The organism is Simiduia sp. (assembly GCF_058345725.1).
The window spans coordinates 53829-68087 of record NZ_JBTUOC010000065.1 but is presented as its reverse complement, the minus strand read 5'-3'; the positions used below and the strand labels follow the sequence as shown (position 1 = coordinate 68087).

The 14259-nt window shown below is 57.7% G+C and carries 15 protein-coding genes; 1 reads left to right on the top strand and 14 read right to left on the bottom strand.

Going from position 1 to position 14259, the window contains the following annotated elements; translation table 11 throughout:
* Positions 1-98: 98 nt before the first annotated feature.
* The 9 genes from ACW8F6_RS14050 to ACW8F6_RS14010 all read right to left on the bottom strand — a co-directional run bounded on the left by ACW8F6_RS14050 (position 99) and on the right by ACW8F6_RS14010 (position 11544).
* The gene (locus ACW8F6_RS14050) at positions 99-1907 is read right to left on the bottom strand and encodes a trypsin-like peptidase domain-containing protein (protein WP_491576504.1); all 1809 of its coding nucleotides are present in this window, start codon (positions 1905-1907) and stop codon (positions 99-101) included.
* A 191-nt stretch (positions 1908-2098) separates the two neighbouring features.
* Positions 2099-2479, bottom strand: coding sequence for a hypothetical protein (locus tag ACW8F6_RS14045; protein WP_491576503.1), 381 nt, complete (start codon positions 2477-2479; stop codon positions 2099-2101).
* A gap of 32 nt (positions 2480-2511) precedes the next feature.
* On the bottom strand, positions 2512-3108 hold the full coding sequence (locus ACW8F6_RS14040) for an acyl carrier protein phosphodiesterase (protein ID WP_491576502.1): 597 nt from the start codon (positions 3106-3108) through the stop codon (positions 2512-2514).
* Between the two features lie 27 nt (positions 3109-3135).
* Positions 3136-4743: a glutamate--cysteine ligase gene (gshA, locus tag ACW8F6_RS14035; protein ID WP_491576540.1), complete on the bottom strand. Its 1608-nt coding sequence runs from the start codon at positions 4741-4743 to the stop codon at positions 3136-3138.
* Between the two features lie 38 nt (positions 4744-4781).
* Positions 4782-5183: a hypothetical protein gene (locus tag ACW8F6_RS14030; RefSeq protein ID WP_491576501.1), complete on the bottom strand. Its 402-nt coding sequence runs from the start codon at positions 5181-5183 to the stop codon at positions 4782-4784.
* Between the two features lie 80 nt (positions 5184-5263).
* Positions 5264-6337 carry an efflux RND transporter periplasmic adaptor subunit gene (locus ACW8F6_RS14025; RefSeq protein WP_491576500.1) on the bottom strand — a complete coding sequence of 358 codons (1074 nt, stop codon included), beginning with the start codon at positions 6335-6337 and terminating at the stop codon, positions 5264-5266.
* 10 nt (positions 6338-6347) lie between these two features.
* The gene (locus tag ACW8F6_RS14020; RefSeq protein WP_491576499.1) at positions 6348-9452 is read right to left on the bottom strand and encodes an efflux RND transporter permease subunit; all 3105 of its coding nucleotides are present in this window, start codon (positions 9450-9452) and stop codon (positions 6348-6350) included.
* A gap of 152 nt (positions 9453-9604) precedes the next feature.
* On the bottom strand, positions 9605-10408 hold the full coding sequence (locus tag ACW8F6_RS14015; RefSeq protein WP_491576498.1) for a LytR/AlgR family response regulator transcription factor: 804 nt from the start codon (positions 10406-10408) through the stop codon (positions 9605-9607).
* Positions 10405-11544 carry a sensor histidine kinase gene (locus ACW8F6_RS14010; protein WP_491576497.1) on the bottom strand — a complete coding sequence of 380 codons (1140 nt, stop codon included), beginning with the start codon at positions 11542-11544 and terminating at the stop codon, positions 10405-10407. The genes ACW8F6_RS14015 and ACW8F6_RS14010 overlap by 4 nt, the downstream gene beginning before the upstream one ends.
* Before the next feature lie 181 nt (positions 11545-11725).
* Between ACW8F6_RS14010 and ACW8F6_RS14005 the strand changes: the two genes are divergently transcribed.
* On the top strand, positions 11726-12100 hold the full coding sequence (locus ACW8F6_RS14005; RefSeq protein WP_491576496.1) for a VOC family protein: 375 nt from the start codon (positions 11726-11728) through the stop codon (positions 12098-12100).
* Between the two features lie 15 nt (positions 12101-12115).
* Here ACW8F6_RS14005 and ACW8F6_RS14000 read toward each other — a convergent pair whose 3' ends face one another.
* The 5 genes from ACW8F6_RS14000 to ACW8F6_RS13980 form a co-directional block, all read right to left on the bottom strand.
* Positions 12116-12412: a hypothetical protein gene (locus ACW8F6_RS14000; protein WP_491576495.1), complete on the bottom strand. Its 297-nt coding sequence runs from the start codon at positions 12410-12412 to the stop codon at positions 12116-12118.
* Entirely contained in the window at positions 12405-13016 is a 612-nt protein-coding gene (locus ACW8F6_RS13995; protein ID WP_491576494.1) for a DNA-3-methyladenine glycosylase I, read from the bottom strand. The genes ACW8F6_RS14000 and ACW8F6_RS13995 overlap by 8 nt, the downstream gene beginning before the upstream one ends.
* 34 nt (positions 13017-13050) lie before the next feature.
* Positions 13051-13521: a nuclear transport factor 2-like protein gene (locus tag ACW8F6_RS13990; RefSeq protein ID WP_491576493.1), complete on the bottom strand. Its 471-nt coding sequence runs from the start codon at positions 13519-13521 to the stop codon at positions 13051-13053.
* A gap of 48 nt (positions 13522-13569) precedes the next feature.
* On the bottom strand, positions 13570-13845 hold the full coding sequence (locus ACW8F6_RS13985; protein WP_491576492.1) for a TehB family protein: 276 nt from the start codon (positions 13843-13845) through the stop codon (positions 13570-13572).
* Between the two features lie 124 nt (positions 13846-13969).
* Positions 13970-14191 (bottom strand): penicillin-binding protein, encoded by a 222-nt coding sequence (locus ACW8F6_RS13980; protein ID WP_491576491.1) that lies wholly within the window; start codon positions 14189-14191, stop codon positions 13970-13972.
* Between the last annotated feature and the right edge of the window lie 68 nt (positions 14192-14259).

The window sequence follows — 14259 nt, the reverse complement described above, 5'->3', positions numbered from 1 at the left end:
ATTTGCTGGGTGAATCCGCGCTAAAAAATGACTGGCGCCAAGGCGCCACTTAATTGCTGCAGGCCCTTTATGTCTGCGGCAGAGTTGATACAAAAGGTTTATTTGGCGCTGCGGTTGTATAAAAATTTCCGGCGGTGCGCCTCGGCATTGAATTTAATTTTTGTACCAACTTTGTCGGCCAGCTCTGCACCCTGCTGTTTTTGTTCTTTGCTCAATAGCTTCTCGAAAAAGTGACGAGTGCCGCTGGGAATATCGTCGTTCCAACCCGGTACGCCGTCTTCCACATCTTCCTTATCGAGCTCGGAAATGAGCAGCCAGCTGTAACCTTCGGGAAAGTTTTTATCCGTGCCTATGGCGCGATAGTTCAGCCAAAACATACGGTACTGAGCCAAATTGCTGCCCAGCATGGCGGCTTTGTAGTAGTGTTCGTAGGCTTTGTTTTCATCTTTTGGTAAAGCGCGGCCGGTTTCATAGAGATAGGCTTTATTGAACAGTGCCAAAACGCTGCCGTGTTCAATAGCCTGATCGAAAAACGCAACAGCCTGGGTGTTTTCGTAGGATTGCAAGCTCAGTAGGCCTGCGTTGTTGCATGCAAAACCGTGTTTTAAATCGCAGGCCTCTTTGTACAAATCGAACGCGGCATTGATGTTGCGTCTGACTTGATCGCCCTGCTGATGCAAAGTGGCCAATGTGTAGATAGCCTCGGCATAACCTTCGTTGGCAGATGCTTTGATCAGCGACAGGGCATTGCGCTTATTGGTCCGCCCACCCAGGGCGTAAAGCAATTGGGCGTGAAAGTATTTTGCCTGGGCGTTGCCGGCATTGGCGGCTAGCTCGCATTCGGGCAGTGCGGCGGACCACTCTTCGTTGTCGAATTCGGTCAGGCAATTGCGCAGTGCCGTTTGAGTGTTCGATTGCTTGGCAGCGCTGTCCACGGTTTTGACGAATTGCTTGCCCGCCAGCCAATCGGCAAAGGTGGTGCTATTTTTTTCTTCCGCAATGACTTCTGCCAGCGCCGCTAAATCTGCCAATACTTTTTGAATGGAAAGCGCAAAACCGATGCCCTCGGAGCCGGATAAAATCATGGTGTTAACGCCCACTACACGACCCTCTTGATCGATTAGGGGGCCACCGCTGTTACCGGGGTTAATGGCGGCATCGGTCTGCACATAGTCTATTTTTTCATAGGTTTGCGTGCCCGATACTATGCCGGATGTGACGGAATACTTAAGCCCCACGGGGTTGCCGATGGTGTAGACCTTGTGGCCCAGGGGCAGATTGTCTTCGTCAAGCGGCGGCAGAGGCGCGCAACCTTGTTCGCGAACGTGCAGATAGGCCAGATCGAACTGCTGGCTGTAGGCGAGCACACGGGCTTCGATCTCGCGTCCGTTCACTAGGCTGACCAAAATTTTCTTGGCCGAGCCGTCGTCGTAAAATGCCTCTACGGCTTTGTCCAAATAGGCCAGTGATTCTGTCAGTTGGTGTCGCTGCTCGCGCGCGGCTACACCCCTATCCAATTGGTAGCGAATATTGTTGCGCGATTTGCGCATATCGCGCATGTCATCGCTGTCGAGCAATACCACGTGTTTGTTGGTGACAATGGTGCATTCGTTATCGATAAAAAAACCGGAGCCGGTGCCAAAGCCCGTGTCGATAAACAGGGTGCTGTTGCGGGCTTGCTCTATAGCATTGCGCGGCTTGTGGGTTTGATTCAGCTCATACTGAATACCCGTGCCCTCAACCGGGGCGGCCTCAAAGACGGGCTGCGCTGCACCCGTGGCGTCGGTTAGCCGTTGTGTTGTTGAGGGCGATTCTGCGCCGGCATTGGTAGGCGCGGAGGTTTCTTTGGGCGAACAGGCCGCCAATAACAGAGCTAACAGGGTGGCCAGTGGGCGGTTGAACGACACGAACTTTCTCCTTGAGGGCGCAACGAAAGGGTCTGTCCAAAGACCTGCCCGATTGAAGGCTTGCCACTGCTAAAGCACGGCGGCGCGTAAATATCTGAGTGGTAATTCTCAGTGCGGTTAAATAGCAGGCCGCAGAATATCAAAGTCGGTGGCGGACTGCCATGTGCACGGCGGCGGCAGGCGCAAGTGGGTTACCAGCGCACTAGCTCGCCGGCGTCGAACACCTGCCCCGAGTGCGCCAGTTCGAGGTGGATAAAAATATTGTCGCGCGCGATTGGCGTGTGGCGACTCAAGCAGTCGGCTAGCAAGGTCATCATGTGGGCTTGGGTTTCGGCACTGTTAAAATCCGGCACCAGCAGGTGCACTTGTATCGGCTGGCTGTGCGCGGGTTGAGTTTCTTCACAGCGGCCGGCATCGAGGCAATATCCCGGCGGCAGCGTATGCCAGCGCAGCGAAATGTGGGTTTCGTCAATGCCGGTGCCGCGGGCGAAATCGGCGCTGATCTGTTGTAGCCAAGTGCCCATGGGCGGCGTTTCGGCGAAGGGCAGTGAGCGGATGGTGATGACGGGCATAGGGGCCTCCCCAGTGGTTGGTGGCGACAGGCTTAGCGATCTTGCGTCTCAAGGGCGTTCACATACTGCAGCAACTTGGGGTAAATCGCGTTGAACTGGGTGGCGATGGCGGTTTGCTGCGCCGCCAGCGTAGTTTCCACGCCGGCTAATAACTCGGGCTTTGACAGGCGCAAACGCAAACTGCCCACCACTTGGTAAAAAGTGGCTGGCTCGCCGTAGCGCTCAAACAGCTGGTGTGCTTGGGCGCGTGCTAAAAAGCGCTGGGCGCCGGCGGGCATCTGCGCACGCAGCGGGGCCAGTTGACTGAAAACCTCCCCGCAAAAGGACGGCAAGGATTGGTCGTGCCAGTGGCTAAACTGCTGGGCCAGCAGATGATCGAAGGCGATGTCGATGACGGGGCCGGCCAGGCGCCGGTAGCGCGGGCCCAGAGCGGCCATGGCGGCGGCGGTCTCGGGTTGCCGGTCGATCCAGGCGTCAATTTGGCGGTGGCGCTGCAGGCCGGCAATGACGCCGGCGGGCCAATGGTCTGTGTGCAGGTGCAGTGGGCCCTTTAGCCAGTCGCCCAGAAAACCGCCCGCGCGCATGTGCGCATCGGCGCCGGACAGTGCCAGGTGGGCCAGATAATTCATCTGGCCCACACCGGTGTTTGGGCGCTGCTAGAGGCAGTCAAACTTCGGTTTGTTGCAGCAGGTGTATTGGGCGTAAAAATCCGCCAAATACTGTTCGAAGTCGCCATCCTGATCGCGCTCCAATTGTACTTGCGCGGCCAGTGAGGCCTGGGTTTGTTTTTCAAATAGCGCCAGGCTGTCTTTGGTGAGACTGCGCTGGCGAAAGTACTCGGCGTGTTGGTCGGCCAGGTCTTTGGCCAGTTGGTAAAAGGTCTTGTTGTGCGCTTGCATATCGGCCAAGAGTTTGGCGGCCGGCGTTTGGCGAGGATCGTCGATGCGACTGGCGACATTGGCCACAGCCTGGGAAAAATCCGCGCTGTCGGCCGACTGATCCAGCAGTTCGGCGCTGCGGGCCATGCCCGCCAGCAGCTCGTCGGCCCATTGGTGCATGGGGTATTCCCGACCCGAGCGCTTGAGGGTCAATTGGGGGTCGCGCCCCTGCTCCACAATGCGACGCTGATTTTCCTGCATGTCGGCATATTCGCTGCAGTCGGTTTCCGGGCTGTCTTCCAGCAGACAGTGCAGTAAAAAGGCATCCATAAAGTGCAGTTGCTCGCGGGTGACGCCGAGCGGTTCGTAGGGGTTCAGGTCGACGCAGCGCACCTCAATGTACTCTACACCGCGCGCGTACAGGGCATTCAGCGCCGTCTCGCCGCGCTGGCTGGTGCGCTTGGGCCGGATAGTGGAGTAGAACTCGTTTTCTATCTGCAGCAGTGCGGTATTGAGCTGGTTGTAGTTGCCCTCGGCATCTTTCAGGCCGATGGCCTGGTAGTCCGCGTGGGGCAGGGTTATGGCGCCGCACAGGGTTTTCAGGTAGGTGTTGAGGTTGTTGTAGCACACCATCAGAGAGGTTTGGGCGTCGCTCTGGTAGCCCAGATTGCCCATGCGCAGGCTGGTGGCGTGCGGCAGGTGCAAGCTGTGGTCGTCGTCGCCCACGGGTACGAGTTTGTGGGGGCGGTTTTTCACAAAGCTGCGGCACACTGCGGGTGCGGCGCCGTACACATACACCAACAGCCAAAAATAGCGCCGGAAGTTGCGGATCAAATCAAAATAGCACTGGGTTTTAAAGTCCTGAAAACTCAGCGGGCTCTTGGCGCGGGCGTGCAGCGCTGCAATCAGCTCGTCGGAAAAGGAAAAATTGTAGTGCACACCGGCGATGGTTTGCATGGCGCGTCCATAGCGGTGGCCCAGGCCGATGCGGTAGGTGGTTTTCATGCGCCCGGTATTGGAGCTACCGTAGCGGGCCACGGGAATATCGGCGTCGGCGCCTATCATGCACGGCATGCTGGCCCCCCACAGCACCTCGTCGCCCAGGTGGCGGTAGGTAAAGGTGTGAATGTCGCTCAACTGGCCCAGTAGCGCGTCCACGCTGGTGTGTGGCTGGGTGATGAACTCCAGCAGCGCTTCGCTGTAATCCGTGGTGATGTGCGGGTGGGTGAGCGTGGCGCCTAGAGCCTTGGGGTGATCCGTTTGGGCGAGCTTGCCATCTGTGCCCACGCGCAGGCTTTCTTTCTCCAGGCCGCGCAGTATCACCTTTAACAGATGGGTGTTGCCCTCGGCCAACCAGGCCAATTTGTCTTGCAGGGGTTGCGACAGGGTGGTCAAGGGCTACTCCTTAGGCCTTAGGCGTGTGGTCAGTCCAGCAGACTGACTGGCTGGGTTTGATCGGCATCCGAAGGCGCTGAGGGTGCGTCGTTTGCCTCGGTTAGGGGGGAGCTTAGCGCGTCTGCAGCCTCTGCGTCATCAGGGGATGTCGCGTCCAGCAGGTCGGACTGCTCGCCGGTTTTGGGTTTGACGGGCAGCGGCTCGGGCAGGGCATCTGCTGGAATCATTGGCAGGCCCTTGTCGTTGAGCGGGCACTCCAAAAGGTGGATGCGCTGGGTGTAGTCCTTGGCGTTGACCTCTACCTTTTGGTTGATCGCCTCGTCTTTGTGGGGCGTTTGGTAGAGACTTTTGAGGTCTGTGGCGTCTACCCACTCACGTTGTTTGTTAAGCAAGTGTTTCAACTGGTTTTGCAGCAAAAAGGCAGTTTTCATAACAATCGGCTCATTCACAAAACTGAGGTTTGCCCCCAATGATGGGGGCAAAAATCCGAAATGAAAGGCTGCAGGCAGAATCAGCTGTTGCTGGCCAGTCCGTCGGTGGCGGCGTGTTGTTTTAGAATGTTGACGGTTTGGCCTTCTTGCAGGCGCTCGGCACCGCGCACGATGACCAGGTCGCCGGGTGCCAGGTTGCCGGAAATGGCAATGCGACTGCCGTAGCCATCGCCAGTAACTACGTCGATCCGCTCGGCCTTGTCGTCGGGGCCCACCTTAAACACGTAGACTTGGTGTTCGCGCAGCACCAGAGCATCGCGAGGCACCGTCAGAGACGCCCGTGTCTCGCCGTTGGGTAGCTCTACCCGCACTGCCTCCCCGATCACCCAGTCGGCGTCGGCGGTAATCCGCAATTCCAGCATGCGCGAGCGCTCATCGCCTACGGGAACCAGGCTGCGCACGCTGCCAGTTTGGGTGAGGAAGGCATTTTTAATGGCCACCTCGCCGCCCGCTTGCACGTAGCGCAGGGTGCCAAGGGGCGCCTGCGCTTTGATTTCCAGATTGACCGTGTTGGTTAGGCGCACGAGGGTTTCGCCGACGCCAATGTGTTCGCCCGGCTGGTGATTGCGCGCCACCACAATGCCGTCAAAGGGCGCCAGCACCTGGGTGCGCTCCAAGTCGTACTGGGTGCGGGCCAGGGCAATTTCGGCGGCGCGCAATTGCTGGCGGGTGGTTTCGCGCTCCATGATTAGGCGCTCGGTTTCCGACTTGGAGGCGTTATTGGCCTGGGCCAGTCGTTCGTTGCGTTCGACCTGGCGGGTCAGAAATTCAAGATTGGCCTTGAGGCGCTCGATATTGGTTTGGTCGTTGGCCAGTTGCAATTGCCAAACCCTATCGTTTAGCCGCGCCAGTGGCTGGCCTTTTTTAACCGCATCGCCCACCTCTGCCACCCAGAGTAGGTTACCGGCAATTTCGGCCGCGATATTGGAATCCTGGCGGCTAATGACGGTGCCGGGCACCCACACCGTAGGGGCGATATCGCGCAGTTGTGCCTCTGCCACCTCGACGGCGGCAGGCGGGCGTTGTTGCTGGGCAGAGACCAGCGAGCTGGCCAAACACAGGCCCATGACACCAATGGTTGTTAATAGCTTCATGGCAAGTTCCTCAGGCCACAGATTTCAGATGGCGCAATTGGCTGCCGGGTGGGATGTCGTGCATCGACAATTGACCCTTGGCGCCCATGCGCAGAAAACACGGCAGCAATACCAGTGTAAATAACGTGCTAACGCTCATGCCGCCCACGATAACGGCCGCCAGGCCGCGGTAAATCACACTGCCCTCGCCGGGCATCAGCAGCAAAGGCAACATGCCGAACAAACTGGTGAGGGTGCTCATAAAAATCGGCCGCAGGCGCAACATCAGTGCCTGTTCGACGGCCAGGTGCCGATTCATGCCCGCGCGCTCGGCGGAGCGGGTTTGATGCACCAGCAAAATCGCGTTGTTGACCACCAGCCCCAGCATGATCACAAAGCCAATCATGGTGAGCAGATCCAACGGCTGGAAGCCCACGGCGTTGAGCAGTTGCAGGGCGATAACGCCGCCCACCATGGCTAGCGGCATGGCCAGCAATACCAGAGCGCTGTCTTTGGGCGAGCGAAACAGCACGCTCATCAATAAAAATAAAATCAGCAGCGCCACGGCAAAGTTCTCGCCCATGGTGCCGAGCGCCTGTTTGAGGTTGTCGGCGCTGCCGCCGTACTGGACATTGCCGCTGGCCAGGGCGGCGCGGATCTTGGGCTCCACCTGGGTGCGCAGCGTGGCGATGGTTTTCTCGAGCGACATGTCTTCCGGCGGCACCACCACCAGCGTCAGTGTGCGCCGGCGGTCGATGCGGCGAATCTGGTTGGGCCCCACAGTGCGCTCAAGGCTGACCAGCTGGCCGAGGGGCACCACGGCGCCGCTGGGGGTGGCCAGTGGCAGGTTGGTAAGCGACTCGGGATCATCCCAGCGCTGGGCGCGCAAAATGACGTCCATGCGTTTGACGGCGTCAAAATGCTCGCCCACCCACAGGCCTTGCCCCAGCATGCGTATAACCGCGCCCATGTCGCGCCGGTTCCAGCCCAGCTCCTGCAGCGCTCGGTCGTTGGGTAGCAGGCGCAGTTCAGGCTCCGAGTCGGCAGTGCCCGGCTCCACGCGCGCCTGAGCCTCGGGTATGGCTTCGTTGACCCAGCCCACCGCCTGCTCGGCCACCTGGGCTAGCAGCTTGGGATCGGACGCCTGCAGGTGCATGGGCACGGCGCGGTTGCCGCCGAACTGGCCAAACAAATTGCCCTGTGAACTAAAGGCTTGGGTGTCGGGCAGGTCGACGGTAATTTCTTCGCGCACAATTTTTAGTAGATCCTCCACCTTCGACTGATCCAAGGCGCGCGCACCCATGGTGCCGCCGCCCGGCCACACCAACACGTAAAAGTTTTTCAGCGCCGGTTCTTTTTCGCCGCGCATATAGGGCCCCATGCGCTCGTTGATGACCGCCACAATTTCTTTCTCGATGGTGTCGATATTGGTGGCGGGCGGAAACCGGAAGAAGGTATCCACTGCGTCGCGCTTAACCGGCGGCAGGTAGTCCATTTCGGGCAGCAGTAGCCAAGTGGCCAGCAGCGGTACCGAAATCAGGCCGGCAATCAGTGCCCAACGCTGCTTGGCCGTGTGCGTCAGCCGCATGATCAGCCCGGTAATGCGCGTCCACAGCGCCTGGTTGTGATCTTTTAGGCCCTCGTCCTTGAGCCAGCGCGAGGCCAGCAGTGGCACCACCGTCACGGCGACCAACAGCGAAATACTGACCGCGATAGTGATGGTAAGCGCCAGGTCGGAAAACAGCTGGCCCTCCACATCTTTCAAAAATACCACGGGCAAAAAGATGGCCACGGTGGTGGCTGTAGAGGCCAGCAAGGCACCCCACACTTCGCCCGTGCCCTGGGTGGCGCTGTCGTCGGGCGCGTGTTTTTGCTCCCGCAGGCGCACCACATTTTCCAGCACCACAATGGCCGCATCGAGCACCATGCCCACGGCGAAGGCCAGGCCCGCCAGAGAGATGACGTTGAGTGTGCGGCCGGTAAACTGCAGCACAATGAAGGTCGACAGCAGCGAGATGGGAATGGTTAGCGCAACGATCAAGGTGGCGCGCAGACGGCGCAAGAACCACCAGAGTACGCCCACAGCCAATAGCACACCCAAAAAGATGTTGCTGGTGACGAGATTAATCGCGCGGTAGATAAACACCGAGGCATCGAAGGACTGCACCACCGTTAGGTTGCGGGCGGCCACGGGGCCGTCGCGCAGCTCGGCCATTTTAGCTTTCACGGCGTTTAACGTAGCCAGCACATTGGCGCCGCTCTCGCGAGTAATCTCGATACCGATGGCGGGGTTGCCGTTTTGCGTGGCCAAGCTAAAGCGGTCTGGCTTGCGCACGTCAATATCGGCGATGTCACCCAAGGTGATGGGCTTGCCGTCGCGCCACTCCAACACCATGCCGCCCAGGTCCTCCGGCTTAAAGCGCCCGGCCATGCGCAGTGTGTACTGGCGGCGGCCCACATCGACGCGCCCGCCCGAGACGTCGTTAGACTGGCTGACCAAGCCCGCCACGGCCGGCAATTGAATGCCCAGCTGGGCGGCGCGATAGGGGTCAAAGCGAATTTGTAGCTCTTCCTGGTTATTGCCCCCGGCGCCGCCCACCCGAGCACTGGCAACGCCTGGTATCGACTCGATGGCGGGGCTGATGACTTCGTCCACAAAGGGGATGTAATCCTCGACGGGGGTGTCGTTGCCGGGCAATACCTGTAAAAAATACCACGTCAGCGCGGGCCCACCGCTGCCGCCGCCACCGAGGCTAATGATAGGTTGGGTGGCGTCGCGCGGTAGAGGCTTTAAGCGGTTCATGCGCGAAATCACATCCACCAGCGTTTTCTGCATGTCGGTATCCATGCTAAAGGTCAGGTTGATCCAGGCCCAACCGGCGTTGGAGGAGGCCACGACCTCTTTGACACCCGGCAAACCCTGCAGCACTTCTTCGATGGGCTCGACGATTTCCGATTCCATTTCCTTTGGACTGGCGGCGCGCCAGCCCGCTTGAATATTGATCACTGGGTTTTCAATATCGGGGAAAAGTTGAATGGGTAGTTTGTTTAAGCTGAACAGGCCGAAGGCGACGGCGAAGATGATGGCGACAATCGCAGCGGGTGGATTGCGCAAAGTTGCTTTGGTGAAATTCATGGTGGCATATCCATTCGTGCAGCGTGGATGCGTGAGAGAATGTCACCTTAGCAAAAGGGTTTGGCAGAGTTCCGCAAATTGAGGCGTAGTGTAAAAAACTTGCGGCCAGTGGAGTCCACGGGCCGCAAACAAAGAAACCGTACGACCAACGGTTACTTGAGGAAGGTGGATACCTTGTCTTTGTAGCTGCGGCTCATTTTTAACTTATCGCCGCTGTGCAAAATGAGGTGATATTCCCCATTGATATGAGAGCTGATTTTTTCAATTCGTTTAATGTTAACGATGGTGGATCTGTGTACCCGCTGGAACAGGGCCGGATTTAATTGTTCTTCGAGCGCTTTCATGGTGATACGCATGACGTGAATGACGCCGCTAACGTGCAGGCACATGTAATCGCCGGCGGCGTCCACCCAGTCGATGTCGGCCACGGGTACCAGGGTAATATTGCCGCCGTCTTTAACCGCCAATTTTTCCGGGTATTGGGCGCCCTCGCCTTCTTCGGCCAGCCAATCTTCCAGCTGTGCCGGATCTTTCTGAGTGATGCGGCCGATGACATCCAGAAGTTGCGCCTTGTCGGCGACGGCATTTTTGTGCTCGAATACCTCTTGCGCGCGCGCGATGGCCTCGCGCAATCTGCTGTCCTCAATGGGTTTGAGGAGATAGTCCACGGCGTGAATTTTGAAGGCGTCGACGGCGTAGTGATCAAAGGCGGTACAGAAGATAATCATGGGCATGTCGTCGGCTTGTAGGCTGCGTACAACGTCAAAACCGTCCATACCCGGCATTTGAATATCCAGAAATACCAGATCGGGTGCCAGTTCGGGAATGGCCGCCAAGGCTTCGTTGCCGTTGCTGCACTCGCCCACCACCTCGACGCCGTCTATCTCGGCCAAGCGCAGTTTGAGTCCGCGTCTGCCCAGCGATTCGTCGTCAACAATTAATGCCTTAAGTGTCATGCCGCCTTGCTCCTTTCCGTACTGCTGTAGGGAATGCGAATCGTAATACGCAATCCGTGCGGGGTAATATTTTCAAGTTCAAAACTGTGTGCCGAGCCGTAGAGTTCGTGCAGGCGCTCGCGCGTATTTGCCAGGCCGACGCCGCCGTGCTGCCCCTCGGCGCGCTCGCGCAGTGCCACGGGAATGTCGGCAATGCCGGGTCCGTTGTCGGTGAGTTGAATCGACAGCTGGTTGTGCAACACGTCTGCGTCCAGTTCTATGGTGCCGCCCGTTGGGCTTTTGGCAATGGCGTATTTAATAGCGTTCTCAATCAGCGGTTGCATGAGCAAATTGGGTATGTGGGCATTGCGCGCGGCATCGCTGATACGAAAGTGAATGTTTAAACGCTCCTCAAAGCGTAGCTTTTCGATGCCCAGATATAGCTGCAGGGTTTCCACTTCCTGCGCCAGCGTGACTTTCTGCATGGGGTTGTTATCGAGCGAATAGCGCAAAAATTTGCTGAGCTCGGTGACCATGCCGTTGGCGGTGGCGGTCTCTTTTTCAAGAATAAGCGTGGAAATGGCGTTCAATGTATTGAACAAAAAATGCGGATTTAGCTGATAGCGCAACATTTTCAACTGCGCTTCGTGGGCCATGGCCTGGGCTTTAAGTGTCTTTTCTTTTTCCGCCTGCAGCATACGGTAGTATTTCAGACTGAAGTAGAGCGCCGCCCAACTTAAAAATATAAAAAATGAGTAGGTATACCAGCCCAGGTACTCGTACAGGCTGTGGGCAACCTCCTTGTCTTTTATATCCATCATGTCTTTGTTGAGGTAGAAAAAGACTTCCATCTTTAAAAACGACCAGACCCCGGTGGTTGCGACAACCGCTAACAGTGAATAGATGCCCCGGGCGATGGCGTTTTTGTTCCAGATCTTCTTAAAAAAGCTGCGCAGCCACAGCGATAGCACCAGGCCAGAGGTAACCGACATAAGGGTATAGGCCACTTGCAAACCCAGGTGTCTGTCCCAGAACACGGCAGACAGGGCCACAAAAAAGCCGTAGCCGGCCCAGCCAAAAATATTCAGTGCCCAGAACTGGTAGTTGGGCTGATTGAGAATTTTTTGAACCAGCGGTTGTTGGTTGAGCGGCTGCATAGGGGTAACTGCGTCTTTATTTGAGTTCTTATTATAAGGGCCTGGGGCGACGGTTGTGGCCGGCTGGGGCCAGATTGGTCGCGAAATCAAAGCCATTGGCCGTAGAATCAGCGGCAAGGCTGAGGTGCTACAGCCGCCAATCTGCTATAACCGGCGTTCAAATTCAATGGAGGATACGCAAATGATGGGATATGTGATGCTAGGGTGCAACGATTTGGCGCGCGGAGCGGCCTTTTACGACGCCCTGTTGGCAGAGATAGACGCCACGCGCTTTATGGAGGAAGACAGCTTTATCGTTTGGTCTAACAACCCAGAAAGTACGGGCTTTTGCATCACTCGGCCCCACGACGGGCAGCCCGCCACCGTGGGCAATGGCGTGATGGTCGCTTTTGCCGTGGCCTCGCCGGCACAGGTGGACAGCTTGCACGCCAAGGCGTTGAGTCTAGGGGCCACCGACGAAGGCGCGCCGGGGCCACGGGGCGAGGGCGGCTTCTACGCCGGCTATTTTCGCGATCTAGACGGCAATAAGCTCAATTTCTTCTGTTTTGCCAAATAGGCCGATGGCCCTCACTTAAGGTCCTGTGCGGCGCGCGGCCAGCTGCCGATCGATAAACACACACCAATCGTGGGTGCCCAAGGTGGGCAGGTCTGCATGGTCGCGCAGTCCTAGCTTGAAAGTGACCACCGACTGCCACTCCTTGGACCCCAGATCGGGGCCGTGACCCTGGCCGTCGCCCGTGTGCAGTTGTGCATCTACCTGGGCTTGCCATTGGCTTGAACAGGGCTCGGGCGACTGCGACCGACAGGAGCACAGTAGCACCAGCGTCAAACCCACCAGCAGTGTTCGCAAGGCGTGAGTGTTAATCATGGCTGGGCACCGGGACTGGCGGCGTAAATTTGGCGCGTTGCTGCGTCACTTTGGCGTGACTCCAACAGTCGGGTGCATGGTCGTTAACCAGCCCGGCGGCCTGCATAAACGCATATACAGTGGTGGGCCCGGTAAATTGCCAGCCCCGCTGTTTCAAATCCTTTGACAGACGCTTGGCTCGGTCGCTGGGCGCATCGCCGGGGGCCAGCTTGTGGGTGTCGTAGCGCCAGAAAAAAGCCGCTAGCGAGCCCTCCTGTTGCACCAGTTCGCAGGCGCGCTGGGCATTGTTAATGGTGGCGGCAATCTTGCCTTGGTGCCGGACGATGCCTGCATCGTTCAGCAGCCGCTGTTTATCTTTCTCGGTAAATTGCGCCACTTGATTAAAATCGAAGTGCGCGAAGGCCGCGCGAAAATTTTCGCGTTTGGCCAGTATGGTGCGCCAACTTAAACCCGACTGAAAACTTTCCAGAGTCAGTTTTTCAAACAATCGTTGGTCGTCGGCCACGGGAAAGCCCCATTCGCGGTCGTGGTAGGGAATAAAATCGTCCGTTTGTGCACACCAATGGCAGCGGTGCTTGCCGTCGGCGCCGAGGGTTGTGTTCATCCAATGATCTCCATGAGCCCTTGGTGCGGGGCAGTTATGAGCGGTCGTATTGCCGAATAACCGATACCTTGCCGTTGTCCAGTTCCAGTACCACCAAAACCTCGTGGTCGTAGGCGTGCGCTTTGCCAGTATCCGGGTGGACGCCTTTGGCGGCCGCGCGATAGGCCAGTGTCAGCACGTTCACGCCCTCTGTCACTTGCGTGAGCTCGGCGTCAAATGCGCTGTGGCTGCCCAGGTAATAGGTCATACCTTTGCGCATGCGCGCTTTGTTGTCCGGCGCGCGGCTGTCATCTGCGGCGTAGGGCAAATGCTGATAGCCCACATCGTCGGTCAGCAGCGCCAGGTAGGCCTCCAGGTGCTCCGGCTGGGCGTTGGGCTGTTGGGTGGCCACCCAGGCGGCAAAATAGCGCTCGGCAAAGCCGGTACCCTGCGAGGTGTCGGCAAAACTCAGGGGTGTGACAGCAAGCCCTAGCAGGGCAATGAGTCGGCAAATTGCAGGGCGCATATAAAAAACTCCTAAGGTCGAATGATTTTGTTGGTGACTGTGTGCGAATCAGCGATAAAACTCCACAAAAAAACGCACCTGCCCCAAGGGTTTAACCTGGTGCAATACCTGGGGTTCCACCACGCCGAAAGTTCGACAATCGAGTAGCTGAACTTCCTCTTGCGGTTCGTTGATGGTGTATTCGAGCTGCCCCTCCAGCACCACAATTTTGCCCCACACATCGGCTTTGGTTTGGTGCGCTTTGAGCAAACCGGTAGGTACGGTCGTCTCGGTAAATTCGGGCGTTTGCTTGTAGGGCGCGACATCGCTGGGTAGCTGTTTCATGGGTATCCTTAGGCTGCTAACAAGTGAATTGTCTGGGGCCATACGGCGGTTGTGTCGGCGCCCGCTGGGCAGATTAACACAGGGCAAGTTGCTAAAAGCGTCGGGCCCAAAGATTGGCGCGCAATCAATAAGAGGAATTGGGTGCTATATCGCTGTGGATCTCGCCGTAGACTTCTTCGGGGTCGACGCCGTGCGCAAGCAAAGTTTCGCGCACCGTGTCTATGTGTTCCAGTACTTTTTCGTACCGCTCGCCATACTCGTAGCGGGTTACTTCAATGCGCTGTGGCATGTAGCTGAATGCCACTTTAAGGGCGTAGAGTTCGGCGTCGTCGAGTGTGTGGGTCATAGGTGTTACCTCTGTCTGAATGGCTGCGCGCGTGGAAGATATTCACCTATACTTAGCGGCTACAGCAC

Excerpts from the sequence above, each read along its gene's own strand:
- ACW8F6_RS14020 (WP_491576499.1), bottom strand. The coding sequence starts at position 9,452 with ATGAATTTCACCAAAGCAACTTTGCGCAATCCACCCGCTGCGATTGTC.
- ACW8F6_RS13985 (WP_491576492.1), bottom strand. The coding sequence starts at position 13,845 with ATGAAACAGCTACCCAGCGATGTCGCGCCCTACAAGCAAACGCCCGAA.
- ACW8F6_RS14045 (WP_491576503.1), bottom strand. The coding sequence starts at position 2,479 with ATGCCCGTCATCACCATCCGCTCACTGCCCTTCGCCGAAACGCCGCCC.
- ACW8F6_RS14000 (WP_491576495.1), bottom strand. The coding sequence starts at position 12,412 with ATGATTAACACTCACGCCTTGCGAACACTGCTGGTGGGTTTGACGCTG.
- ACW8F6_RS13990 (WP_491576493.1), bottom strand. The coding sequence starts at position 13,521 with ATGCGCCCTGCAATTTGCCGACTCATTGCCCTGCTAGGGCTTGCTGTC.
- ACW8F6_RS14030 (WP_491576501.1), bottom strand. The coding sequence starts at position 5,183 with ATGAAAACTGCCTTTTTGCTGCAAAACCAGTTGAAACACTTGCTTAAC.
- ACW8F6_RS14040 (WP_491576502.1), bottom strand. The coding sequence starts at position 3,108 with ATGAATTATCTGGCCCACCTGGCACTGTCCGGCGCCGATGCGCACATG.
- ACW8F6_RS14010 (WP_491576497.1), bottom strand. The coding sequence starts at position 11,544 with ATGCAGCCGCTCAACCAACAACCGCTGGTTCAAAAAATTCTCAATCAG.
- ACW8F6_RS14005 (WP_491576496.1), top strand. The coding sequence starts at position 11,726 with ATGATGGGATATGTGATGCTAGGGTGCAACGATTTGGCGCGCGGAGCG.
- ACW8F6_RS14015 (WP_491576498.1), bottom strand. The coding sequence starts at position 10,408 with ATGACACTTAAGGCATTAATTGTTGACGACGAATCGCTGGGCAGACGC.
- ACW8F6_RS13995 (WP_491576494.1), bottom strand. The coding sequence starts at position 13,016 with ATGAACACAACCCTCGGCGCCGACGGCAAGCACCGCTGCCATTGGTGT.
- ACW8F6_RS13980 (WP_491576491.1), bottom strand. The coding sequence starts at position 14,191 with ATGACCCACACACTCGACGACGCCGAACTCTACGCCCTTAAAGTGGCA.
- ACW8F6_RS14025 (WP_491576500.1), bottom strand. The coding sequence starts at position 6,337 with ATGAAGCTATTAACAACCATTGGTGTCATGGGCCTGTGTTTGGCCAGC.